17 protein-coding genes are annotated in these 21711 nt (G+C 65.2%); 10 read left to right on the top strand and 7 right to left on the bottom strand.

All coding sequences use genetic code 11. The features are described from left to right. The first annotated feature begins 36 nt into the window (after nt 1-36). On the top strand, nt 37-1476 hold the full coding sequence (sbcB, locus tag ACFZCE_RS07110) for an exodeoxyribonuclease I (RefSeq protein ID WP_390937363.1): 1440 nt from the start codon (nt 37-39) through the stop codon (nt 1474-1476). A gap of 56 nt (nt 1477-1532) precedes the next feature. Here sbcB and mvaT read toward each other — a convergent pair whose 3' ends face one another. Further along, nucleotides 1533-1910, bottom strand: a complete 378-nt coding sequence (mvaT, locus tag ACFZCE_RS07105) for a histone-like nucleoid-structuring protein MvaT (RefSeq protein ID WP_390937361.1) — start codon at nt 1908-1910, stop codon at nt 1533-1535. A 274-nt stretch (nt 1911-2184) separates the two neighbouring features. On the opposite strand from mvaT, the gene purU reads away from it, so the two are divergent. Beyond that, nucleotides 2185-3036, top strand: coding sequence for a formyltetrahydrofolate deformylase (purU, locus tag ACFZCE_RS07100; RefSeq protein WP_390937359.1), 852 nt, complete (start codon nt 2185-2187; stop codon nt 3034-3036). Here purU and ACFZCE_RS07095 read toward each other — a convergent pair. From ACFZCE_RS07095 to ACFZCE_RS07085, 3 genes are all read right to left on the bottom strand, one after another. Beyond that, nucleotides 3033-4028, bottom strand: a complete 996-nt coding sequence (locus ACFZCE_RS07095; protein ID WP_390937357.1) for a flippase-like domain-containing protein — start codon at nt 4026-4028, stop codon at nt 3033-3035. The genes purU and ACFZCE_RS07095 overlap by 4 nt on opposite strands. A gap of 162 nt (nt 4029-4190) precedes the next feature. Further along, complete coding sequence (locus ACFZCE_RS07090) at nt 4191-5663, bottom strand: inorganic phosphate transporter (protein WP_390937355.1); 1473 nt, start codon at nt 5661-5663, stop codon at nt 4191-4193. 151 nt (nt 5664-5814) lie between these two features. Further along, nucleotides 5815-6012, bottom strand: a complete 198-nt coding sequence (locus ACFZCE_RS07085; protein ID WP_390937353.1) for a hypothetical protein — start codon at nt 6010-6012, stop codon at nt 5815-5817. A 426-nt stretch (nt 6013-6438) separates the two neighbouring features. Between ACFZCE_RS07085 and pcaR the strand changes: the two genes are divergently transcribed. From pcaR to ACFZCE_RS07045, 8 genes are all read left to right on the top strand, one after another. Then, entirely contained in the window at nt 6439-7281 is an 843-nt protein-coding gene (gene pcaR, locus ACFZCE_RS07080) for a pca regulon transcriptional regulator PcaR (RefSeq protein ID WP_390937351.1), read from the top strand. A gap of 263 nt (nt 7282-7544) precedes the next feature. After that, nucleotides 7545-8891: an aromatic acid/H+ symport family MFS transporter gene (locus ACFZCE_RS07075; RefSeq protein WP_390937349.1), complete on the top strand. Its 1347-nt coding sequence runs from the start codon at nt 7545-7547 to the stop codon at nt 8889-8891. A gap of 208 nt (nt 8892-9099) precedes the next feature. Further along, complete coding sequence (gene pcaF, locus ACFZCE_RS07070) at nt 9100-10308, top strand: 3-oxoadipyl-CoA thiolase (protein WP_390937348.1); 1209 nt, start codon at nt 9100-9102, stop codon at nt 10306-10308. Between the two features lie 134 nt (nt 10309-10442). Then, entirely contained in the window at nt 10443-11732 is a 1290-nt protein-coding gene (locus tag ACFZCE_RS07065) for an MFS family transporter (protein ID WP_390937346.1), read from the top strand. 42 nt (nt 11733-11774) lie between these two features. Then, the gene (locus ACFZCE_RS07060) at nt 11775-13139 is read left to right on the top strand and encodes a 3-carboxy-cis,cis-muconate cycloisomerase (RefSeq protein ID WP_390937344.1); all 1365 of its coding nucleotides are present in this window, start codon (nt 11775-11777) and stop codon (nt 13137-13139) included. Between the two features lie 13 nt (nt 13140-13152). Then, nucleotides 13153-13944 carry a 3-oxoadipate enol-lactonase gene (gene pcaD, locus ACFZCE_RS07055; protein WP_390937342.1) on the top strand — a complete coding sequence of 264 codons (792 nt, stop codon included), beginning with the start codon at nt 13153-13155 and terminating at the stop codon, nt 13942-13944. Between the two features lie 3 nt (nt 13945-13947). Then, on the top strand, nt 13948-14331 hold the full coding sequence (gene pcaC / locus ACFZCE_RS07050; RefSeq protein ID WP_390937340.1) for a 4-carboxymuconolactone decarboxylase: 384 nt from the start codon (nt 13948-13950) through the stop codon (nt 14329-14331). Nucleotides 14332-14401: 70 nt separating this feature from the next. Further along, nucleotides 14402-15523: an MFS transporter gene (locus ACFZCE_RS07045; protein WP_390937338.1), complete on the top strand. Its 1122-nt coding sequence runs from the start codon at nt 14402-14404 to the stop codon at nt 15521-15523. A gap of 141 nt (nt 15524-15664) precedes the next feature. Here the strand turns inward: ACFZCE_RS07045 and ACFZCE_RS07040 are convergent, their stop codons facing one another. From ACFZCE_RS07040 to ACFZCE_RS07030, 3 genes are all read right to left on the bottom strand, one after another. Continuing rightward, on the bottom strand, nt 15665-16939 hold the full coding sequence (locus ACFZCE_RS07040) for an aromatic amino acid transport family protein (protein WP_390937337.1): 1275 nt from the start codon (nt 16937-16939) through the stop codon (nt 15665-15667). Nucleotides 16940-17120: 181 nt separating this feature from the next. After that, complete coding sequence (locus ACFZCE_RS07035) at nt 17121-18557, bottom strand: AdeC/AdeK/OprM family multidrug efflux complex outer membrane factor (RefSeq protein ID WP_390937336.1); 1437 nt, start codon at nt 18555-18557, stop codon at nt 17121-17123. Next, entirely contained in the window at nt 18554-21709 is a 3156-nt protein-coding gene (locus ACFZCE_RS07030; RefSeq protein WP_390937335.1) for an efflux RND transporter permease subunit, read from the bottom strand. Before ACFZCE_RS07030 ends, ACFZCE_RS07035 begins: the two co-directional genes overlap by 4 nt. Between the last annotated feature and the right edge of the window lie 2 nt (nt 21710-21711).

Here is a 21711-nt window from a genome sequence, read left to right as displayed (position 1 = left end):
AATGGCAGGCTTATGCACCCGCAAAAGGCTACCCCTGTGAGCACCAGCCTCTTCTGGTACGACTTCGAAACCACTGGCATCAACCCGCGCTGCGACCGCCCGTTGCAGTTCGCCGGCCTGCGCACCGATACCGACTTCAACCCCATCGGCGAGCCGCTCAACCTGCATTGCCGGCTCAGCGATGACGTGCTGCCGCACCCCGCGGCCTGCCTGATCACCGGCATCACCCCTCAGGTACTGGCGGCCCAGGGCCTGGGCGAGGCCGAGTTCATGGCCCGCGTGCACACCGAACTGGCCCGCCCCGGCACCTGCGGGCTGGGCTATAACACCCTGCGCTTCGACGACGAAGTCACCCGCTACAGCCTGTATCGCAACTTTTACGACCCCTACGCCCGCGAGTGGCAGGGCGGCAACAGCCGCTGGGACCTGATCGACGTGGTGCGCACCGCCTATGCGCTGCGCCCCGAAGGCATCGAGTGGCCGCAGGCCGACGGCCGCGTCAGCCTCAAGCTTGAAGCACTGACCGCCGCCAATGGCCTGGATCACGGCCAGGCCCACGATGCGCTATCCGATGTGTACGCCACCCTGGCCCTGGCCCGGTTGATCAAGCAGCGCCAGCCACGTTTATTTGACTGGTTATTTCAGTTGCGCAGCAAACACAAGGTGATGGACCAGATCCAGTTGTTAAAACCGCTGGTGCATGTGTCTGGCCGCTTTGGCGCCGACCGTGGTTATTTAGGCGTGGTCTTACCGCTGGCCTGGCACCCGCGCAATCGCAATGCCTTGATCGTCTGCGACTTGCATCTGGACCCGAGCGTGTTATGGACCGCCCCGGCCGAGGTATTGGCGCAGCGTTTATATACCCGCCGCGACGCGTTGGCCGAGGGTGAATTACCGGTGCCGTTAAAGTTGGTGCAAATCAACCGTTGCCCGGTACTGGCGCCCTTGGCGGTATTGCGCGAGGCGGATATTCAACGTTGGGGCCTCGACATCAACCTGCTCACGCAACGCGCCGAACAGTTGCGCGCACAACAGGCCGTTTGGGCGGCCGCGCTGCCGGAGGTGTACAGCAGTGGTGAAGGTTTCCCAGAGCAGGAAGACCCTGAACAACAGTTATACGGCGGTTTTATCGGTGACCGCGACCGGAAACTCTGCGAGGCGGTTCGCAACGCCGATGCTGAAGGCCTGCGCCAGGGCAACTGGATATTCGATGACGCGCGTTTACCCGAGTTGTTATTTCGCTACCGCGCGCGTAATTACCCAGGCAGCCTGAGCGGCGAAGAAACCCAACGTTGGCTGGCGTTCTGCCAAGCCCGCCTGACCGCCCCGGAATACGGCGCGCCCAATACCCTGCAGGGCTTCAATCAAGCGTTGAGCGAGTTCAGCGCGCAGGCCAGCCCCGAGGGCCAGGCGGTGTTGGAGCAGTGGCGGCAGTACGCCGCGCAACTGGCCAGCCGGCTGCACTTGCCGGTTTAATCGCGGCCATGAAAAACGCCGGCAATCGCCGGCGTTTATTTCAAGCGTGAAACAAATCAGTCGAGCAGGGTGGCCCAGCTTTCGACTTCATTGGCGCCCCACTTGGCTTTCCATTCTTTCAGGGTTTTGTGGTTGCCACCTTTGGTTTCGACCACTTCGCCATTGTGCGGGTTTTTGTATTGCTTGACCTTGCGCGCGCGCTTCGGGGTGCTGACTTTGGTGGCGCTGCGGGTGACTTTGCTGGCGCGCGACTCTGGGTCGAGCAGGGCAATGATGTCACGCAGGGATTTTTGATATTCACCCATCAGTTCGCGCAGTTTGCGTTCGAACTCGAGCTCGGTTTGCAGGTTTTTGTCGCCTTTGAGTGCTTCCAGGCGTGCTTGCAATTCGCGAATGGTTTCTTCAGTACTGCGGTATTCGTTGATCAGCGACATGATAGGCCTTTATTCAATGAGCTTGGGAGGGCGTGCCGCAATAATAGGCATGCCCGGCCAATGAGTAAACAATAGCGTTAAATAAAACCGATGAAAATAACCGGCAACTCAGGATATATGTTTCAAAACGCTGCATAACTGTACGCCGCGCCCCTTCATTACCCGGCCACGGCGATGATCGCCGCCCGCGGTGTTTTTCATCGGCCGGCCCCTGCACTTCGGCCGTGCCAGCCGCTAGAATGGCGCCCTTTTCTTGAAGTAACGGAGTTTTCCCATGCGCACTTTCCGGCTGGTGATCGCCTGCCCCGATCGCGTTGGTATCGTCGCCCAGGTCAGCCAGTTCCTGGCGTCGCACAACGGCTGGATTCACGAAGCAAGCCACCACTCCGACGACCAGAGCGGTTGGTTCTTCATGCGCCATGAAATCCGTGCCGACAGCCTGCCGTTCGACCTCGAAGGTTTTCGCCAGGCTTTTGCGCCCATCGCCGAAGCCTTTTCGATGCAGTGGCACATCACCGACAGCCAGGTGAAAAAACGCGTGGTGCTGATGGCCAGCCGCGAATCCCACTGCCTGGCCGACCTGCTGCACCGCTGGCACAGCGATGAGCTGGACTGCGACATCGCCTGCGTGATCTCCAACCACGACGACCTCCGCAGCATGGTCGAGTGGCACGGTATTCCGTACCACCACGTGCCGGTCGACCCGAAAGACAAACAACCGGCCTTCGCCGAAGTGTCGCGCCTGGTCGACCAACACGAAGCAGACGTAGTCGTGCTGGCGCGCTACATGCAAATCCTGCCGCCGCAGCTGTGCCAGGCCTATGCGCAAAAAGTGATCAATATCCACCACAGCTTCCTGCCGTCGTTCGTCGGCGCCAAGCCTTACCACCAGGCTGCGCTGCGCGGTGTGAAGCTGATCGGCGCCACCTGCCACTACGTGACCGAAGAGCTCGACGCAGGCCCGATCATCGAGCAGGACGTGGTCCGCGTGAGCCACAGCCACACCACCGAAGACATGGTCCGCCTCGGCCGTGACGTCGAGAAAATGGTCCTGGCCCGTGGCCTGCGCTTCCACCTCGAAGACCGCGTACTGGTGCACGGCAACAAGACCGTGGTGTTCGGCTAACCCTTCTTCAGCCTGAGCAACCTCGCCAGCAGCGGCTTGCCCACCAGCATCAGGAACAGCGGGCCGCCGGCGACCAGGTAGAAGTAGAAGGTGACGATCCGCCAGATCACGATCGCCGCCGCCGCAGTGCCGCTGCCCACCATCGGTGCCAGCAGGGCGGCGGAGGTGAGTTCGGTGGCGCCGGCGCCGCCCGGTAGCAGGCTGAACTGCCCGGCGCACAGGGCGAGCATCTGCACCAGGAACGCCCAGGCCCATTCCAGCTCCACGCCCAGGCCCAGCAGGGTGATGTACAACACCGTGTAGCGCAGGCTCCAGTGCAAACAGGTGAGGGCGAACACCAGCAGCAGCCGCTGCTTGGGCTGGCGCAGGGTTTCGGCCAGTTGCGCGCTGAAGTGCAACGTGCGCCGCGCCCAGCGCCAGCGCGTGGCGTGGCGCACCCGCAGGCGTGCCAGCAACCTGCCGCTCAGGCTGAGCAGGCGCCGGTGGTAGCGCGCCAGGCAGTAGCAACCCACCAACGCCGCTACGATCAACACCGCGCTGCTGACCAGCAGGCCGCGCATGTGCTCGTTCAAATGGTGGAGCAGGGCATAGCCCAGCACGCCCATCAGCGCGAACAGGAAGAACATCAGATCGTTGAGCTGGTCCATGGCGAACACCGCGCCGCTGCGCGCCGGGTGCACGCCGTGGCGGCGCAGCAGGGCCATGAAGGTCAGCGGCGCGCCGCTACCGCCGGGGGTGGCGCAATAGGCGAACTCGGTGGCCATCACCAGCCCCAGGCAGCGTACCGCACCCACCTTATGGGCCTGGTCGCCGAGCAGCAGGCGGGTGCGAGTGGAGTTGATCACCCAGCACAGCATGATCATGCCGAACATACCCAGCAGCCACGACAGCGGGAAGCCGCGCAAACGGGCGAACAGTTCGTTGCCGCCGAGTACCAGCGGGATAGCGATCGCCGCGGCCATGGCCAGTACCAGCCAGAGCAGGCGGTTCAAGCGTGGGCCTCGGTAGGGCGCCGTTCAGGGCGGGAAAAAGCGCGATACACAGTGCGGGCAGCCTTTGCAAACCGGGCCCGACAATGGACCGCGGCGCCTGAGGGTTGTTCGATGCGTGGGCGCCATGCGCCCGGCTCGCTGATGCTTACCGGGCGATGATAGTCAGGAAACGAACCGCGACGCCAGCCAGAACAGGCTCGCGGCGAGGAACATGGCCACCGGCAGGGTGAGCACCCAGGCCAGCAGGATGTTCTTCACCGTGCTGCCCTGCAGGCCGCTGCGGTTGGCGACCATGGTCCCCGCCACCCCGGACGACAACACATGGGTGGTCGACACCGGCAACGCGAACACGTTGGCCAGGCCGATCGCCGAGACCGCCGTGACCTGCGCGGCCACGCCCTGGGAGTAGGTCATGCCTTGCTTGCCGATTTTCTCGCCGATGGTTTTCACCACCCGGCGCCAGCCGACCATGGTGCCGATGCCCAGCGCCAGGGCCACGGCGAGGATCACCCAGAACGGCGAGTACTCGGTGGTGCTGGTGAGGTCTTTGCGCAGTTTGTCGAGGTCGGCTTTTTCCCGGCCGTCGAGTGCCGGCAGCTTGCCGACCTTGCGCGCGGTGTCGTCGAGGCACAGCAGGTAGCGGCGGGTTTCGATGCGGTGCTCCGGCGCCATGCTGTGGTAGTCGCTGACATTGTTCAGGTTCGCCAGCAGCGCGGCGATGGTCGGCTCGGTCTGCTCCGGGTCGCACTTGAACTGCCCCGGCAGGTCGCCCGGCTGCGCCTTGCCCAGCGCCAGGTAGTCGCCCAGGGTGGCGGCGTTGCGCTGGTAGAACTGGCTCAGGTGCTGGGTGGCGTCGCGGGTGCGTTCGATCTGGTAGGTGGTGCTCGAGAGGTCGAGCACGAACTGCCCCGGCACGATGCCGATCAGCACCAGCATGATCAAGCCAATGCCTTTTTGCCCGTCGTTGGAGCCGTGCACGAAGCTCATGCCCATCGCCGACAGCACCAGGCCCAGGCGGCCCCAGAACGGCGGGTGCTTTTTATCGTCGAGCTTGCGCCGTTGCTCTGGGGTTTTGTGCATCTTCGAGTTCGGCCGCAGCTTCTTCATGGCGATCAGCAGCGCGCCGGCCAGCAGGAAGCCCACGATCGGCGAGACCACCAGCGAGGCGCCGATGTCGATCGCCTTTTGCCAGTTGACGCCGTCGGCCAGCGGGATGTGGTTGATCCAGGCGTTGGCCAGGCCCACGCCGAGGATCGAGCCGATCAGCGTGTGCGAGCTGGACGCCGGGATACCGAAATACCAGGTGCCGAGGTTCCAGGCGATCGCCGCGGCCAGCAGCGAGAACACCATGGCCAGGCCATGGCCGGTGTTCACGTTGATCAACAGCTCAACCGGCAGCAAGTGCACGATGGCGTAGGCCACGCCCACCCCGCCCAGCAGCACCCCGAGGAAGTTGAACAGGCCCGAGGACGCCACCGCCAGGTGCGGCGGCATGGCCTTGGTATAAATGACGGTAGCCACCGCGTTGGCGGTGTCGTGGAAGCCGTTGATGAACTCGAAGGCCAGGACGAAGCCCAGTGCCAGCAGCAGGCTGACAATTACCCAGGCGTCCAATCCGCTGAATAGATCAATCATGAAGGTTACGTGACCGTTCTTTGGGGGGCGCGATTATGACAGAAAAGTGTCAGGGTCGAAGCGCCTTCCGGCAAAAGGTACGGTGCGGGCGTGAAGTGGCCGGTTCCATGGCCGGTACGAAGCGAGCGGGCGGCGCCGGGGAGGGCGGGGCTCAGTCTTCGGTGTGCAGCTCTTTTTCGATTTTTTGCAGTTCCTGGGCGAAGGCTTTGTCTTGCACCGAGGCGCGTTTACGCCACGGCTTGCGCTCGGGTTCGGGCTGCGCGGCATAGGTGGTGACTTCGCCACCGTAAACATCCTTGAAACGTTTTTCCTGGCGCTCGAGTTCCGCGCGCAGTTCATCTTTGGTCACGATGTATCTCAATGAAAAGTTGAAGAGAAAGAAGCAGGGGGTTATGGGGCAACCCGTTGCCGCCGGGCCTGAGGGGCGGGCGCGAGCAACGTTAGCCTCTGGCGTTATGACTCGTCAACGCGGGCGAGGGTTTCAGACAGAGGTTGCAAAACTTTAGCGAGTAAGTTCGCACAGTGCGGGGGAGGGGGAAATAACGGGCAGTAACAAAAAGGCCTCGCCATAAGGGCAAGGCCTTGCCTGGAACTTCCGTGGTGGGTACCTGACCAGTATTTCCCTGGAAATCCCGCGGCCTGCGCGCAGGCCCGGCAAGGCACAAAGGTATAGCGGCAGGCGACGAGGGTCAATTGCGATTATCGGTCGTTGGTCCGATAATCGCCCGCAGAGCCCCGCGGCCCACAAGCGGGGCGCATCGAAACCGGAGTAGCCATGAACGACCAACTGCGCAATTCCTTTGCCTCCCTGGCACCGCCCATCGTGGCCTCGCCGGCCAAGCGGATCCAGGCTTTCGCCGGCGACCCGGACTTCATGACCTCGCTCGCCCGCGGCCTGGCGGTGGTGCAGGCATTCCAGGAGCGCAAGCGCCACCTGACCATCGCGCAGATCAGCCACCGCACGGAAATCCCCCGCGCCGCGGTGCGCCGTTGCCTGCATACGCTGATCAAACTGGGCTACGCCACCACCGATGGGCGCACCTATTCGCTGTTGCCCAAGGTGCTCACCCTCGGCCATGCGTATTTGTCTTCCACGCCCCTGGCGGTGTCGGCGCAGCCGTACCTCGACCAGATGAGCGAGCAACTGCACGAGGCCTGCAACATGGCCACCCTCGAGGGCGAAGACATCCTCTACATCGCCCGCTCGGCGGTGACCCAGCGCTTGATTTCGGTCGACCTCAACGTGGGTGGTCGGCTGCCGGCCTATTGCACCTCGATGGGGCGGATTTTGTTGTCGTCGCTGGACGACGCTTCCCTGCGCGAGTACCTCGACAGCGTCGACCTCAAGCCCAAGACCAGCCGCACCATCACCTCCACCCAAGCGTTGCTCGAATGCCTGCAACTGGTGCGCGAGCAGGGCTGGTGCATCGTTGACCAAGAGCTGGAGCAAGGCCTGCGGTCGATCGCCGTGCCGGTGTACGACGCCTCCGGCCAGGTGCTGGCGGCGTTGAACGTGAGCACCCATGCCGGCCGGGTGACCCGCGCCGAGCTGGAACAGCGCTTTTTGCCGATCATGCTGGCCGCCAGCCGCGACCTGAGCGCACAACTGTTCACTTGATGCTGTGCGATAACCGCACGCATCCCGCCCCGGGCCGATTGACGGCCCCTTGGGCGAAACCTAATGTCGGCAGCAGGGCCCGGCGAGCGTGCCGGCCCGAATAATAATAGCGAGACTGCCCGCATGCGCCTGACTACCCTCTTGTTACGCGCCACCTGAGCCACGCCCGGTACCGGGCCACGCTAGCGTTGCCCCAGCCCTTACAGCAGTGCCCCAGGTATGGCGGCACCGTTCGCGCGCGCAGCCCTAAAGGAATAACAACAATGAACCAACCCCAAACCGAAGTGGGCCAGTGCCTGGATGTGCAGGCCTTCATCAACACCCAACCGCTCAGCCGCTACCAATGGCGGGTGGTGATCCTCTGTTTTCTGATCGTTTTCCTCGATGGCCTCGACACCGCCGCGATGGGCTTCATTGCCCCGGCGCTGTCCCAGGATTGGGGCATCGACCGCGCCAGCCTGGGCCCGGTGATGAGCGCCGCGCTGATCGGCATGGTGTTCGGCGCCCTTGGGTCCGGGCCGCTGGCCGACCGCTTCGGGCGCAAGCTGGTGCTGGTGCTGGCGGTGTTGCTGTTTGGTGGGTTCAGCCTGGCCTCGGCATTCAGCAACAACGTTGAGCAACTGCTGGTGCTGCGTTTCCTCACGGGCCTGGGGCTCGGTGCCGGCATGCCCAACGCCACCACGTTGCTGTCTGAGTACACCCCCGAGCGGCTGAAATCGCTGCTGGTGACCAGCATGTTCTGCGGCTTCAACCTGGGCATGGCGGGGGGCGGTTTTATCTCCGCCAAGCTGATCCCGGCCTTTGGCTGGCACAGCCTGTTGCTGCTGGGCGGGGTGCTGCCGTTGCTGCTGGCGCTGGTGCTGCTGGTGTGGCTGCCGGAGTCGGCGCGGTTCCTGGTGGTGCGCGGGCGTGGGGTAGAGCCGGTGCGCAAGGTGCTGGCGCCGATCGCGCCGGCGCTGGTGGCCCAGGCCGGCAGCTTCAGCGTGCCGGAGCAGAAGTCGGTGAAGGCGCGCAACGTGCTGGCGGTGATCTTCAGCCCGGGCTACGGCGCCGGCACCTTGCTGTTGTGGACCACGTACTTCATGGGCCTGGTGATCGTCTACCTGCTCACCAGTTGGCTGCCGACGCTGATGCGCGAGAGCGGCGCGAGCCTGGAGCAAGCGGCGTTCATCGGCGCGCTGTTCCAGTTTGGCGGGGTGCTCAGCTCGGTGGCGGTGGGCTGGGCAATGGACCGCTTCAACCCGCACAAGGTGATCGCCACCTTCTACCTGCTGGCGGGTGTGTTCGCCTATTGCGTTGGCCAAAGCCTCGGCAACATTACCCTGCTGGCCACCCTGGTGCTGGTGGCGGGCATGTGCGTGAACGGCGCGCAATCGGCCATGCCGTCGCTGGGCGCGCGCTATTACCCCACCCAGGGCCGCGCCACTGGCGTGTCGTGGATGCTCGGCATCGGCCGCTTCGGCGCCATCGTCGGCGCCTGGAGTGGGGCTACGCTATTGGGGCTGGGGTGGAGCTTCGAACAGGTGCTCACCGCACTGCTGGTGCCGGCCGTGCTGGCCACCGCCGGGGTGTTGGTCAAAGGCTGGGTCAGCCACGCCGACGCCACTTGAAGCGCGGCGCTGAAAGGGTTCGATAACCGCACGCGTAGTCGATTATCGGATTGTTTCGGCGCTGCTGCCCGGATTAACCTTCGACCATTGCGATTTCTGGCGTGTCCCTCAGCGCCTTTTTTAATTCCACCCGGCGCACACGCACTGGCCGCCCTGCGCGGCCTCCAGCACGTACCGCCAAGGCCCACGGCCAAGCACCAGGAGAAATTTGATGCGCGAGGTATTCATCTGCGACGCCATTCGCACGCCGATCGGCCGTTTCGGCGGCGGCTTGGCGGCGGTACGGGCCGACGACCTGGCCGCGGTGCCGATCAAGGCGTTGATCGAGCGTAACCCGCAGGTCGACTGGGCCCAGATCGACGAAGTGTTCCTCGGCTGCGCCAACCAGGCCGGTGAAGACAACCGCAACGTGGCGCGCATGGCGCTGCTGCTGGCGGGCTTGCCGGAAAGCGTGCCCGGGGTGACCCTCAACCGCCTCTGTGCCTCCGGCATGGACGCCGTCGGCACGGCGTTCCGCGCCATTGCCAGCGGTGAAATGGAGCTGGCCATCGCGGGTGGCGTGGAGTCGATGTCGCGCGCCCCGTTCGTGATGGGCAAGGCCGGCGCGGCGTTCTCCCGTGACATGAAAATCGAAGACACCACCATCGGCTGGCGTTTCGTCAACCCGCTGATGAAGGCCCAGTACGGCGTCGACGCCATGCCGCAAACCGCCGACAACGTGGCCGACGACTACCACGTCAGCCGCGCCGACCAGGACGCCTTTGCCCTGCGCAGCCAGCAGCGCACCGCGGCCGCCCAGGCAGCGGGTTACTTCGCCGAAGAAATCGTGCCGGTGCGCATCGCCCATAAAAAAGGCGAAACCGTGGTTGAGCACGACGAGCACCCGCGCGCCGAAACCACCCTCGAAGCCCTGACCAAGCTCAAGCCGGTCAACGGCGCGGATAAAACCGTGACTGCCGGCAACGCCTCGGGTGTGAACGACGGCGCCGCGGCGCTGATCCTGGCCAGCGCCGAAGCGGTGAAAAAACACGGCCTGACCCCGCGCGCCAAGGTGCTCGGCATGGCCAGCGCCGGCGTCGCGCCACGGGTGATGGGCATCGGCCCAACGCCGGCGGTGCGCAAGCTCACCGAACGCCTTGGCCTGGCGGTGGCGGATTTCGACGTGATCGAGCTCAACGAAGCCTTCGCCGCCCAAGGCCTGGCCGTGCTGCGTGACCTGGGCGTGGCCGACGACGCCGCGCAGGTGAACCCCAACGGCGGCGCCATCGCCCTGGGCCACCCGCTGGGCATGAGCGGCGCGCGGCTGGTGCTGACCGCGGTGCACCAGTTGGAGAAAACCGGTGGCCGCCTGGGCTTGGCGACCATGTGCGTGGGCGTGGGGCAGGGCTTGGCCTTGGCCGTTGAGCGCGTGGGCTAAGTAGGGTTTGGCGCCGTTCGCCCGGCTGTGCCGGGCGAACGGCCAACCTGCCTGAGGCACTGCTCAGTGGTGCCCGTGGCCTTGGGAGAGTGTTACGGTATGTTTCCCAATGTCACAACCTAATGAGAAACAACATGACAACGACTCATTACACGAGTGAAGAGCGGCGCAAACGGATCTTCGCCATCGTGGGTGCCTCCTCGGGTAATTTGGTGGAATGGTTCGACTTCTACGTCTACGCCTTTTTCGCCCTGTACTTCGCACCGAGCTTCTTTCCCAAGGATGACCCCACCGTTCAATTGGTGAACACCGCCGGGGTGTTCGCCGCGGGCTTTCTGATGCGCCCGATCGGCGGCTGGCTGTTTGGCCGTATCGCCGACCGCCTTGGCCGGCGCACTTCGATGATGATTTCCGTGCTGATGATGTGCGCGGGTTCGCTGGTGATCGCCTTCCTGCCCACCTATGCCACCATCGGCGCCGCTGCGCCGGTGCTGTTGCTGCTGGCGCGGCTGGTGCAGGGGTTGTCGGTGGGTGGCGAATACGGCACCACCGCGACCTACATGAGCGAGGTCGCGCTGCGCGGCCAGCGCGGCTTTCTTGCGTCGTTCCAGTACGTCACCCTGATCGGCGGCCAACTGCTGGCCGTGCTGGTGGTGGTGATCCTCCAGGCGTTTCTCGACAAGGCCGCGCTCACCGAGTGGGGCTGGCGGATTCCGTTCGTGATTGGCGCGCTGGCCGCGGTGATCTCGCTGCTGCTGCGTCGTTCGCTGGAAGAAACCAGCACCGCTGAAACCCGCGCCGACAAGAACGCCGGTAGCCTGGCCGGGTTGTTCAAGCACCACACCGCGGCGTTCATCACCGTGTTGGGCTACACCGCCGGCGGTTCGCTGATTTTCTACACCTTCACCACCTACATGCAGAAGTACTTGGTGAACACGGCAAAAATGAGCGCCGAAACCGCCAGCTTCATCATGACCGGCGCCCTGTTCCTTTATATGTGCATGCAGCCGCTGTTCGGCATGCTCGCCGACCGTATCGGCCGGCGCGCCAACATGCTGCTGTTCGCTGGCCTCGGCGCGCTGTTCACGATGCCGATCCTGCTCACCCTGAAAACCGTCACCAGCCCGTTCGTGGCCTTTGTGCTGATCACCCTGGCCCTGGCCATCGTCAGTTTCTACACCTCGATCAGCGGCCTGGTGAAAGCCGAGATGTTCCCGCCGGAAGTGCGTGCCCTGGGCGTGGGCCTGGCCTACGCGGTGGCCAACGCCATTTTCGGCGGTTCGGCGGAGTTCGTCGCGCTGAGCCTGAAGTCGGCCGGCAGCGAAAACGCCTTTTACTGGTACGTGACGGTGATGATGGTGATCGCCTTCCTGTTCAGCCTGCGGCTGCCGAAAAAACCCAGTTACCTTCACGAAGACCATTGACCCCTCCGCACGCCCCCTGGGCGTGCCTGCCAAGGTATTGCCATGAGTGACCGCCCCCACAACGGCCTGTTCGACGCTTACTTCACCTCCACCGCGCTGCGCGAAGTGTTCTCCGATGCCGGGCGCGTGCAAGGCATGCTCGACTTCGAGGCCGCGCTGGCGCGGGCCGAGGCGCGGGTAGGGTTGGTGCCGGCCAGTGCGGTGGCGGCGATCGAGGCGGCCTGCCAGGCCAGCCTCTACGATTTCGATGCACTGGCGGTGGCCATCGGCAGCGCCGGTAACTCGGCGATCCCGTTGGTGAAAATGCTCGGCAAGCGCATCGCCGAGCATCACCCCGAGGCCGAGCGCTACGTGCACCTCGGCGCCACCAGCCAGGACGTGATGGACACCGGCCTGGTGCTGCAACTGCGCCGCGCCGCCGCGCTGCTCGACGCCGAGCTGGCGCAACTGGCCGGCGCCCTGGCGCAGCAAGCCGAGCGCTACGCCGCCACGCCGATGCCGGGGCGCACCTGGCTGCAGCATGCCACCCCGGTGACCCTCGGCATGAAGCTCGCCAGCACCCTCGGCGCGCTCACCCGCCATCGCCAGCGCCTCGCCGAACTCACCCCGCGCCTGCTGGTGCTGCAGTTCGGCGGGGCTTCCGGCAGCCTGGCGGCGCTGGGCGACAAAGCCCTGCCGATCGCCGAGGCGTTGGCCGAGGCGCTAAACCTCAACCTGCCCGAGCAGCCCTGGCACACCCAGCGTGACCGCCTGGTGGAGTTCGCCGCCTGGCTCGGCCTGGTGGCCGGCACCCTGGGCAAGCTGGGCCGCGACGTCAGCCTGTTGATGCAAACCGAAGCCGGTGAGGTGTTCGAGCCCTCGGCGCCGGGCAAGGGCGGCTCCTCGACCATGCCGCACAAGCGCAACCCGGTGGGCGCGGCGGTGCTGATCGGCGCCGCCACCCGGGTGCCCGGGTTGGTGGCGACGATGTTCAGCGCCATGCCCCAGGAGCACGAGCGCAGCCTGGGGCTGTGGCATGCCGAGTGGGACACACTGCCAGAGATCGCCTGCCTGGTGGCCGGCGCCCTGCAACAGGCGCGTACCATCGCCGCCGGGCTTGAGGTAGACGCCGCGCGCATGGGCCGCAACCTGCAACTGACCCAAGGCCTGGTGCTGGCCGAAGCGGTGAGCATCGTGCTCGCCCAGCGCCTGGGCCGCGACACCGCGCACCACCTGGTGGAGCAATGCTGCAAGCGCGCGGTGGCCGAACAGCGCCACCTGCGCCAAGTGCTGGGCGATGAGCCCCAGGTGGCCGCCGAACTTTCCCCCGCCGAACTCGACCGCCTGCTCGACCCGGCCCATTACCTGGGCCAGGCCCAAGCTTGGGTCGCCCGCGCGGTCGCCGAACATAACCGTTTCATTGCCTAACCAGGAGACTGCCGTGGCCCGTGTCGCACTCGCCGATGGCGAATTGAATTACCTACTCGAAGGCGCCGAAGGCAAGCCGGTGCTGGTGCTGTCGAACTCCCTCGGCACCGACCTGCACATGTGGGACAACCAGGTGCCAGGCCTGCTCGAGCACTTTCGCGTACTGCGCTTCGACACCCGCGGCCACGGTGGCTCGCTGGTGAGCCCAGGGCCCTACAGCATTGCCCAGCTGGGCCAGGATGTCCTCGCCCTGCTCGATCACCTGAAGCTTGAGCGTGTGTACTTTTGCGGCTTGTCGATGGGCGGGCAGATCGGCCAGTGGCTGGCGATCAACGCGCCGCAGCGCATCGCCAAGCTGATCCTGTGCAACACCGGCGCGAAAATCGGCGCCCCCGAGGTGTGGAACCCGCGCATCGAAACCGTGCTGCGTGACCGCGAAGCGGCCATGGCCGGCCTGCGCGATGCGTCCATCGCCCGCTGGTTCACCGCCGCCTACGCCGAGGCCAACCCGCAGATTGCCGGGCGCATCACCGCGATGCTCGCAGCCACCTCGCCCGACGGCTACGCGGCCAACTGCGCGGCAGTGCGCGATGCCGACTTCCGTGAGCAACTGGGCCGTATCGAGGCGCCGTTGCTGGTGATTTCCGGCATCGAAGACGCCGTGACCACCCCCGCCGACGGCGAATTCATCCGTGAGCGGGTGGCGGGCGCGCAGCATGTGCAGTTCCACGCCGCGCATTTGTCCAGCGTCGAGGTGGGCCAGCCGTTCACCGCGGCCGTTGTGAAATTCCTTCTGGAGGCTTGAAGCATGGACGAAAAACAACGCTACGAAGCCGGCATGCAAGTGCGCCGCGCGGTGCTCGGCGACGCCCACGTGGATCGCAGCCTGCAGCACATCACCGAGTTCAACGGTGAATTCCAGGAAATGATCACCCGCCACGCCTGGGGCGACATCTGGACCCGCCCCGGGCTGCCACGGCACACCCGCAGCCTGATCACCATCGCCATGCTGATCGGCATGAACCGCGAAGGCGAGCTCAAGCTGCACCTGCGCGCCGCCCGCAACAACGGCGTGAGCCGCGATGAAATCAAAGAGGTGCTGCTGCAGAGCGCCATCTACTGCGGCATCCCGGCGGCCAATGCCACCTTCCACCTGGCCGAAGCGATCTGGGCCGAGCAAGACGCCGAATAAGCGTTTGGCTTGAACTGCGCGGGCAACCGGCTGATCATGTGAAGAAATTATTTCAACATATGACCAGCCGATGCCTGACGCCCCCGAGCACTACGCCAACCGCAATGCCCGCCTTGCCGCGCTGACGTTAGCCTTCTGCCTGCCCAGCGACGTGCTGCTCTACCTGCTGATGCCCATGCACCCGGAAGCCTTCGGCATTACCCTGGCCCAGGCCGGTGTGTTGCTGGCCGCCAACCGCCTGGTACGGATTTTCGGCTACAGCCACGTGCTGCGCTTCTACGGCCGCCACGGCGACCGCCCGACCCTGATGCTCGCCGCCGGCGCGGCGCTGTGCTGCGCCATCGGCAACGCCTGGTTCAGTGGCTTTGCCGCGTTGTTGGTACTGCGGCTGGTGTGGGGGTTGTGCTTTGCCGCGCTGAACCTCTCTACCCAGGTGCTGGCCACCGCCGAGCCCACCGGCGCGGCCCGGCGCTCGGGGCAGTCGCGGGCGTTGATCGCCCTGGGGCCGATGCTGGCGCTGCCGCTGGGCGCGTTGGCCAGTGAAGCCATCGCCCCGCGCGCGGTGTTCTGGGTGCTGGCGCTGGCTTGCGCGGTGGGGGTGTGCCTGGCGCACCGCCTGCCAAGCCTGGGGCATGACCTCGCCAGCAGCGCGCCGCGGCGCTTTCGCCTGCCCGATAGCGTAGCGGTGTGGTCGTTCATCGAGGGGGTGGCGCTGGATGGGCTGTTTATTTTCGGCTTGTCGTTGCAGGCGCAAAAACTGCTGGGGGGCGACGCGCTGATCATCGCCGGGCTGTTGATGGCGCTGCGTTACCTGAGCGAAGTGCTGCTCAGCCCTTTCGGCGGCCGCGCCGCCCAGGCCTTCGGCGCGACCCAGATGCTGCTGCTGTTCTCGGTGCTCAGCGCCTTGGCGTTGGCCGCCTTCGGTAGCTTCTGGGTGGTGTTCGGCGCCGCCGCCGTGCTGGTGCTGCGGGCCCTGCAACTGCCGCTGGTGACCACCTTGGTCGCTGAGCGCAACCCCGGCCCGGCGCGGGTCGCGGCATTGGCCTCCAACGCCGTGTGGCGTGACATCGGCGCCGGCCTCGGGCCGCTGCTGGCCGGGCTGTTGCTGCCCGTGGCCTCGGCGCCCTGGGTGTTTGGCCTGGCCGCGCTGGCGATTGCCGGGAGTGCGGTGGGGTGTTGGGTTAGGCGGTGAGGCTGGGGAGGCCCTGTAGCATCCGAAGCACACTTTGGCGGGTTTTTTGCCCGGATTTCTCCCGGTGGTTTTACTGAGCGTACGACCTGATCTGGCCCATCGCCCGGCACTCCGGCTGCGCCGGGCGATGGGCCCGTCAAGCTATACCAACGAATACACCAACGCCGAAATCGCCACCACACCGACTACCACGACGAACACGTTCGACCCCTGCCCCGCGTACTTGCGCATCGCCGGCACGCGGCGGATGGCGTACATCGGCATCAGGAACAGGATCGCCGCGATCACCGGGCCGCCGAGGGTTTCGATCATGCCGAGGATGCTCGGGTTAAGCGTGGCGACGATCCAGCAGACCACCGCCATGGCCACCGCGACGATGCGGTTCATCGCCTTGGCGCTGGGTTGGCGGCCGCTTTTGACGATCAGGCCCTTGAGGCCTTCGCTGGCGCCGATGTAATGGCCCAGGAACGACTTGGCGATGGCAACGAAGGCAATCAGCGGCGCGGCGAAGGCGATCGCCGGGTTGGCGAAGTGGTTGGCCAGGTACGAGAGGATCGACAGGTTCTGCGCCTTGGCCTCGGCCAGCTGGGCCGGCGAGAGGGTGAGCACGCAGCTGAACACGAAGAACAACACCGTGACCACCATCAGCGCGTGGGCGCGGCCCAGTACGCGGCTGCTTTGCGCTTCAGCGGCGGCGCCATGGCGGCGTTTGCTGTCGACCGCGAAGGCCGAGATGATCGGCGAATGGTTGAACGAGAAGACCATCACCGGGATCGCCAGCCACAGCGTGCGCAGCAGGCTGGAAGCGCTCGGTACTTCGCTGGCGGTGGCGAGGATGCCGCCGGTCCAGCTTGGCACCAGGAACAGCCCCAGCAGCACCAGCGCGGCGATGAACGGGTACACCAGCAGGCTCATCACCTTGACCGTGGCCTGCTCGCCGCAGCGCACGATGATCATCAGGCCGACGATCAACAACGCCGCCAGCAGCGCCCGCGGCGGCGGCGCGATGTGCAGTTGGTGTTCAAGGAAGCTACCAACGGTGTTGGTCAGCGCCACGCTGTAGATCAACAGGATCGGGAAGATCGCGAAGAAGTACAGCAGGGTGATCAGCGTGCCGGCCTTGGCGCCGAAGTGTTCTTCGACCACGCCGGTGATGTCGGCGCCATCGCGGCCAGACAGCACGAAGCGGGTCAGCCCGCGGTGGGCGTAGAAGGTCATCGGGAAGGCCAGCACCGCCAGCACCAGCAGCGGCCAGAAGCCGCCGAGGCCGGCGTTGATCGGCAGGAACAGGGTGCCGGCGCCGATGGCGGTGCCGAACAGGCCGAGCATCCAGGTGGTGTCTTCACGGCCCCAGCCGCTTGCGCGTGCCGGGGCGTTTTCAAGGCGTGCGTCGACGCCGGTGGCCTGCTTGTTCATGCGGGAACTCCGTGGGCAAGGCTCTATGTAGGGCCGCGGCGACGATTACAGCGGGCAGGTCGGGGCGCGGCCATGAAAAAAAGGCGGGATTTTGGACTGTTTGGGGGAAATAGGAAAGGGTAGGGCCCTAATGCCAGGCACAAAAAAAGGGGCCTGTGCGGCCCCCTTCATTCACGCGGCTTTAGCGGCTGGCCTGCTGGTCCTGGGCGGTATTCTCATACCAGCCACCCCCCAGCGCCTTGTACAGGTTCACCTCCGCCTGCAACTGCGCCAGCCGATCACTGATCAGCGTTTGCTGGTTGCTGAACAGCGAGCGCTGGGCGTCGAGGAAGGTCAGGTTGCTGTCCACACCGATGCGGTAGCGGCGCTCGGCCAGGCGGTAGTAGTCCTGGCTGGCCTTGACCAGATCGTTCTGCGCCTGCAGCTGGTCGACGTAGGTTTTACGCGCCGTCAGCCCATCCGAGACTTCCTGGAAGGCCGTCTGGATGGCCTTCTCGTAGTTGGCCACGCCGATGTCTTTTTGCAGCTTGGAATAGTCCAGGCTGGCCTTCAGCGAGCCGGCGTTGAAGATCGGCAGGTTGATCGTCGGGGTGAACACCCAACTGCCCGAGCCACCCTTGAACAGCCCGTCGAGGTCCGCGCTGGCGGTGCCGGCGTTGGCGGTCAGGCTGATGCTCGGGAAGAACGCCGCGCGCGCCGCGCCGATGTTGGCGTTGGAGGCTTTGAGCGAGTGTTCGGCCTGGAGGATGTCGGGCCGCCGGGTCAGTAGGTCTGACGGCAAGCCGGCTGGTACTTCGGCGAGCATCGCGTTGGCCAGCGGTTGCGGCTGCGGCAGGTTGCCCGGCAGGCCGGTGCCGAGCAGCAGCACCAGGGCGTTTTCGTCCTGGGCGACCTGGCGCTGGTAGGTCGCCAGGCTGGCGCGGGCGCCTTCCACCGAGGTGCGCGCTTGCGACAAGTCCAGCGCCGAGGCCACGCCCACCTGGTTGCTGCGGGTGGTCAGGCGCAGGCTTTCTTCGTAGGCACCGAGGGTGTCTTGGGTCAGCTTGAGCAGCTCGCGGTCGGCCTGCCAGGTGAGGTAGGCGTTGGCCACGCTGGCGACCAGGCTGATCTGCGTCGAACGGCGCGCTTCTTCGCCGGCGAAGTAGGTTTCCAGGGCCTGCTGGCTGAGGCTGCGAATGCGCCCGAACAGGTCGAGCTCATACGAGCTGATGCCCAGGTTGACCCCATACTGGCTGGAAATACCCGCCTGGCCGCTTTGCGAAAGGTCTGCCGGGGTGCGCTGGCGCGTGCCGCTGGCGGTGGCGCTCACCGCCGGGAACAGGTCGGCGCGCTGGATGCGGTACTGCGCGCGGTAGGCCTCGACGTTCAACGCCGCGACCTTGAGGTCGCGGTTGTTGGCCAGCGAGGTTTGAATCAACTGCTGCAGCGCCGGGTCGCGGAAAAACTCGCGCCAGCCCTGTTCGGCGGCGGCCTGCGCCGGCGCCTGGGCCGCCGAGTAGGCCGGCCCTTGGGGGTACTGCGCGGCCACGGGGGCGGCCGGGCGGTTGTACTCGGGGATCAGCGAGCAGCCGCTGAGCACGGCCGCGGCGACCGCGAGGGAGATTAACGACTTGCTCATTGGCCAGCCTCATCGCGAGAAGGGGCTTCGTCTTGCTTCATGCGGTTACCCTTGAACAGAGACGAAACGGTAACGAAGAACATCGGCACCCAGAAGATCGCCAGCACCGTGGCGGTGATCATACCGCCGATCACCCCGGTGCCGATGGCGTGTTGGCTGCCGGAGCCGGCGCCGGTGGAGATACTCAGCGGTACCACACCCAGCACGAAGGCGGCGGAGGTCATCACGATCGGGCGCAAGCGCATGCGGCACGCCTCGACCGCGGCATCGAACAGCGTCTTGCCCTGTTCGTGTAGCTCCTTGGCGAACTCCACGATGAGAATGGCGTTTTTCGCCGCCAGGCCCACTGTGACCAACAGGCCCACCTGGAAGAACACGTCGTTGGAGAGCCCGCGCAAACTGGTGGCCATCAGCGCACCGATTACCCCCAGCGGCACCACCAGGATCACCGCGATCGGGATCGACCAGCTTTCATACAGGGCCGCCAGGCAGAGGAACACCACCAGGATCGACAGCGCGTACAGCGCCGGGGCCTGCGAGCCAGACAACCGCTCTTCGTACGACAAACCCGTCCACGACAGGCCTACGCCCGGTGGCAGGTCTTTGGCCAGGCGTTCGACCTCGGCCATGGCCTGGCCCGAGCTGTAGCCTGGCGCCGGGGTACCGAGTACCTCTTCGGCCTGCACGCCGTTGTAGCGCGACAGCTTCGGCGAGCCGTACACCCATTCACCGCTGGCAAACGCCGAGAACGGCACCATCTTGCCTTCGCTGTTGCGCACGTACCACTTGTTCAGGTCTTCAGGGCGCATGCGCGAAGCCGGCTGGCCTTGCACGTACACCTTTTTCACCCGGCCGCGGTCGATGAAGTCGTTGACGTAGCTGGAACCGAACGCCACCGACAGGGTGGTGTTGATGTCCGACAGCGACAGGCCCAGGGCACTGGCGCGCTCGTCGTCGATGGTCAGGTGGTATTGCGGCTCGTCGCTCAGCCCGTTCGGGCGCACGCCAGCGAGGATCTTGCTCTGCGCGGCCATGCCGAGGAACTTGTTGCGCGCTTCCATGAGTTTTTCATGGCCTACGCCGGCCTGGTCTTGCAGGTAGAAGTCAAAGCCGGTGGCGTTACCCAGCTCAAGTACCGACGGCGGCACTACGGCATACACCATCGCGTCGCGGTAGCCGAAGAAGTGCTGCTGGGCGCGTTGGGCGATGCTGAACACGGTGTTGTCGCTGTTGCGCTCATCCCACGGCTTGAGCATCACGAACGCCAGTGCCGAGCTTTGCCCACGGCCCGCGAAGTTGAAGCCGTTGACCGAGAACACCGAGTTCACACCCTTGCCCTCGCCATGCTCAGGGTCGAGCAGGTAGGTGCGCATGCGGTCGAGCACCTTCTGGGTGGTCTCGGCCGAGCTGTTGGGCGGGGTCTGGATCTGGGTGAAGATCACCCCCTGGTCTTCCTCGGGCAGGAACGAGGTGGGGATGCGGGTGAACAGCCACATCATGCCGGCGATGATGATCAGGTACACCACGAAGGCCGGGACCTTGTGGCGGATGATCCGCCCCACGCCACGCTCGTAGCTGCGCACGCAGGCGTCAAAGCCGCGGTTGAACCAGCCAAAGAAGCCTTTCTTCGGCTGGCCGTGCTTGGCCTCGTCGATCGGCTTGAGCATGGTGGCGCACAGCGCCGGGGTGAACACCAAGGCCACGAACACCGACAACGCCATGGCCGAGACGATGGTGATCGAGAACTGCCGGTAGATCACCCCGGTGGAACCGCCGAAGAACGCCATTGGCAGCAGTACCGCCGACAGCACCAGGGCGATACCGACCAGCGCGCCCTGGATCTGCTCCATCGATTTACGCGTGGCTTCCTTGGGCGACAAATGCTCCTCGGCCATCACCCGCTCGACGTTCTCCACCACCACGATGGCGTCGTCGACCAACAGGCCGATGGCCAGGATCATCCCGAACATGGTCAGGGTATTGATGGTGAAGCCGGCAGCGGCGAGGATGCCGAAGGTGCCGAGCAGTACCACCGGTACGGTCATGGTGGTGATGATGGTTGCCCGCAGGTTTTGCAGGAACAGCAACATCACCAGGAACACCAGCACGATCGCCTCGCCCAGGGTGTGTACCACACCGCTGATCGATTCGGTCACGACCGGGGTGGTGTCGTACGGGTACACCGCTTCGACGTTCGGCGGGAAGAACGGCTTGAGCTTGTCGATGGTCGCGCGGATCGCCTTGGCGGTGTCCAGCGCGTTGGCGCCGGTGGCCAACTTGATCGCCATACCGGAAGCCGGCTTGCCGTTGAACTGCGCGTCGATGCTGTAGTTCTCGCCGCCCAGGCCGATGCTGCCGACGTCGCGCAGGCGCACCTGGGAGCCGTCGGTGTTGACCTTGAGCAGGATGTCGCCAAACTGCTCGGCCGTTTGCAGGCGGGTCTTGCCGATGATCGTAGCGTTGAACACCGTGCCTTTGACCGCCGGCAGGCCACCGAGCGAGCCCGAAGAGATCTGCACGTTCTGGTTGGTGATGGCGGTTTTCACGTCGACCGGGGTCAACTGGTACTGGTTCAGCTTGGCCGGGTCGAGCCAGATACGCATGGCGTACTGGGCACCGAACACCTGGAAGTCACCCACACCCGGGGTACGCGAGATCTGGTCCTGGATGTTCGAGACGATGTAGTTGGAGAGGTCTTCCTTGCCCAGCTTGCCGTCGGTCGACACCAGGCCGATCACCAGCAGGAAGTTCTTCACCGCTTTGGTCACGCGCAGGCCCTGTTGCTGGACCTCTTGCGGCAGCAGCGGGGTGGCGAGGTTGAGCTTGTTCTGCACCTGTACCTGGGCGATGTCCGGGTTGGTGCCCTGGTTGAAGGTCACCGTGATGGTCATGCTGCCGTCGGCGTTACTCTCCGAGGAGATGTAGCGCAGGTTGTCGATGCCGTTCATCTGCTGTTCGATGACCTGCACCACGGTGTCCTGCACGGTCTGTGCGGAAGCACCCGGGTAGGTCACCTGGATGGCGATGGCCGGCGGCGCGATCGCGGGGTACTGGTTGATCGGCAGGTTGAGGATCGACAGCGTCCCCACCAGCATGATCACCAGCGCCAGCACCCAGGCGAAGATGGGCCTATCGATGAAAAACTTCGACATGG

Origin of the sequence: Pseudomonas sp. NPDC007930, assembly GCF_042958985.1 — a bacterium.
GTDB lineage: Bacteria > Pseudomonadota > Gammaproteobacteria > Pseudomonadales > Pseudomonadaceae > Aquipseudomonas.
Note: the sequence above shows the minus strand (reverse complement) of the source record. Positions and strands in the feature narration are given on the sequence as shown.

Coding starts and splice junctions, on each gene's coding strand:
- mvaT (WP_390937361.1), bottom strand. CDS start 1,910: ATGTCGCTGATCAACGAATACCGCAGTACTGAAGAAACCATTCGCGAA.
- purU (WP_390937359.1), top strand. CDS start 2,185: ATGCGCACTTTCCGGCTGGTGATCGCCTGCCCCGATCGCGTTGGTATC.
- ACFZCE_RS07090 (WP_390937355.1), bottom strand. CDS start 5,663: ATGATTGATCTATTCAGCGGATTGGACGCCTGGGTAATTGTCAGCCTG.
- pcaR (WP_390937351.1), top strand. CDS start 6,439: ATGAACGACCAACTGCGCAATTCCTTTGCCTCCCTGGCACCGCCCATC.
- ACFZCE_RS07075 (WP_390937349.1), top strand. CDS start 7,545: ATGAACCAACCCCAAACCGAAGTGGGCCAGTGCCTGGATGTGCAGGCC.
- ACFZCE_RS07065 (WP_390937346.1), top strand. CDS start 10,443: ATGACAACGACTCATTACACGAGTGAAGAGCGGCGCAAACGGATCTTC.
- ACFZCE_RS07060 (WP_390937344.1), top strand. CDS start 11,775: ATGAGTGACCGCCCCCACAACGGCCTGTTCGACGCTTACTTCACCTCC.
- pcaC (WP_390937340.1), top strand. CDS start 13,948: ATGGACGAAAAACAACGCTACGAAGCCGGCATGCAAGTGCGCCGCGCG.
- ACFZCE_RS07045 (WP_390937338.1), top strand. CDS start 14,402: ATGCCTGACGCCCCCGAGCACTACGCCAACCGCAATGCCCGCCTTGCC.
- ACFZCE_RS07040 (WP_390937337.1), bottom strand. CDS start 16,939: ATGAACAAGCAGGCCACCGGCGTCGACGCACGCCTTGAAAACGCCCCG.
- ACFZCE_RS07035 (WP_390937336.1), bottom strand. CDS start 18,557: ATGAGCAAGTCGTTAATCTCCCTCGCGGTCGCCGCGGCCGTGCTCAGC.
- ACFZCE_RS07030 (WP_390937335.1), bottom strand. CDS start 21,709: ATGTCGAAGTTTTTCATCGATAGGCCCATCTTCGCCTGGGTGCTGGCG.